Source organism: Paraburkholderia haematera (genome assembly GCF_905220975.1).
GTDB lineage: Bacteria > Pseudomonadota > Gammaproteobacteria > Burkholderiales > Burkholderiaceae > Paraburkholderia > Paraburkholderia haematera.
On record NZ_CAJNBK010000059.1, the window covers coordinates 1 to 2,364 of the forward strand.

Annotated in this window: 2 tRNA genes and 2 rRNA genes; all 4 read right to left on the reverse strand. The window is 53.9% G+C overall.

The features are described from left to right. A 23S ribosomal RNA gene (locus KHO23_RS34765) occupies window positions 1–132 on the reverse strand; the annotation flags it as partial. A 337-nt stretch (window positions 133–469) separates the two neighbouring features. Further along, window positions 470–545: transfer RNA gene (locus tag KHO23_RS34770), tRNA-Ala, on the reverse strand. 81 nt (window positions 546–626) lie between these two features. Then, window positions 627–703: transfer RNA gene (locus tag KHO23_RS34775), tRNA-Ile, on the reverse strand. Window positions 704–768: 65 nt separating this feature from the next. Then, window positions 769–2,299, reverse strand: a 16S ribosomal RNA gene (locus KHO23_RS34780). Window positions 2,300–2,364: the final 65 nt, after the last annotated feature.

Consider the following 2,364-nt stretch of genomic DNA (forward strand, 5'->3'; position numbering starts at 1 on the left):
GTGGGTTTCCCCATTCGGACATCTACGGATCAAAGCTCGTTTGCCAGCTCCCCGTAGCTTTTCGCAGGCTACCGCGTCCTTCATCGCCTGTGATCGCCAAGGCATCCACCACATGCACTTGTTCGCTTGACCCTATAACGGGTGTGTCTCTGCATGAATCCGGAGACTCACGCTTCATCACAATCGCTACAGGTTGAGTATTCGTGTTGCGCCGTATTCCAAGGCAATCTTTCGATTACCTTTTCATACATTGATACAATCACAACCCTGATTCACCTACTCACACACCCATCTCTAAGTATGCTTTCGTGAATCTCTTTACTACTTCTTCCTGATTGTTAAAGAACGACAGCCGATATCGCGGTTGCTATAACCGCGTATCACTCTGACTGGCTCAATCGCCAATGCCTGTTTCACTACACCGCAAACCTCTTTCAAGGCTCACCGCAGTAAAACCGGCATTGAAGATTGGTGGAGGATGACGGGATCGAACCGACGACCCCCTGCTTGCAAAGCAGGTGCTCTCCCAGCTGAGCTAATCCCCCAGTCACACAGATATCCCTACATCTCTATCTGTCTTGATGCCCCAGGGGTTTCAGTGATCAGCGCAGCCACCGCAGAAACAGTGGTGGGTCTGGATGGATTCGAACCATCGACCCCCGCCTTATCAAGACGGTGCTCTAACCAACTGAGCTACAGACCCCTGAGTCTGTCCTAATTCACAGCCGATAAGCGTGAGCGCTCAACGCATTGACACGTTAGCTCGAGAAAGGAGGTGATCCAGCCGCACCTTCCGATACGGCTACCTTGTTACGACTTCACCCCAGTCATGAATCCTACCGTGGTGACCGTCCTCCTTGCGGTTAGACTAGCCACTTCTGGTAAAACCCACTCCCATGGTGTGACGGGCGGTGTGTACAAGACCCGGGAACGTATTCACCGCGGCATGCTGATCCGCGATTACTAGCGATTCCAGCTTCACGCACTCGAGTTGCAGAGTGCGATCCGGACTACGATCGGTTTTCTGGGATTGGCTCCACCTCGCGGCTTGGCGACCCTCTGTTCCGACCATTGTATGACGTGTGAAGCCCTACCCATAAGGGCCATGAGGACTTGACGTCATCCCCACCTTCCTCCGGTTTGTCACCGGCAGTCTCCCTAGAGTGCTCTTGCGTAGCAACTAGGGACAAGGGTTGCGCTCGTTGCGGGACTTAACCCAACATCTCACGACACGAGCTGACGACAGCCATGCAGCACCTGTGTTATGGCTCCCTTTCGGGCACTCCCACCTCTCAGCAGGATTCCATACATGTCAAGGGTAGGTAAGGTTTTTCGCGTTGCATCGAATTAATCCACATCATCCACCGCTTGTGCGGGTCCCCGTCAATTCCTTTGAGTTTTAATCTTGCGACCGTACTCCCCAGGCGGTCAACTTCACGCGTTAGCTACGTTACTAAGGAAATGAATCCCCAACAACTAGTTGACATCGTTTAGGGCGTGGACTACCAGGGTATCTAATCCTGTTTGCTCCCCACGCTTTCGTGCATGAGCGTCAGTATTGGCCCAGGGGGCTGCCTTCGCCATCGGTATTCCTCCACATCTCTACGCATTTCACTGCTACACGTGGAATTCTACCCCCCTCTGCCATACTCTAGCCCGCCAGTCACAAATGCAGTTCCCAGGTTAAGCCCGGGGATTTCACATCTGTCTTAGCGGACCGCCTGCGCACGCTTTACGCCCAGTAATTCCGATTAACGCTTGCACCCTACGTATTACCGCGGCTGCTGGCACGTAGTTAGCCGGTGCTTATTCTTCCGGTACCGTCATCCCCCCACCATATTAGGGCGAAGGTTTTCTTTCCGGACAAAAGTGCTTTACAACCCGAAGGCCTTCTTCACACACGCGGCATTGCTGGATCAGGGTTGCCCCCATTGTCCAAAATTCCCCACTGCTGCCTCCCGTAGGAGTCTGGGCCGTGTCTCAGTCCCAGTGTGGCTGGTCGTCCTCTCAGACCAGCTACAGATCGTCGCCTTGGTAGGCCTTTACCCCACCAACTAGCTAATCTGCCATCGGCCGCCCCTGTAGCGAGAGGTCCTAAGATCCCCCCCTTTCCTCCGTAGAGCGTATGCGGTATTAATCCGGCTTTCGCCGGGCTATCCCCCACTACAGGACACGTTCCGATGTATTACTCACCCGTTCGCCACTCGCCACCAGGGTTGCCCCCGTGCTGCCGTTCGACTTGCATGTGTAAGGCATGCCGCCAGCGTTCAATCTGAGCCAGGATCAAACTCTTCAGTTCAAACCTGTTACTGTTTTTCGGTCCAGTTAAGGACCGGTCGCTCACTCAACGTACTGACGAATGAT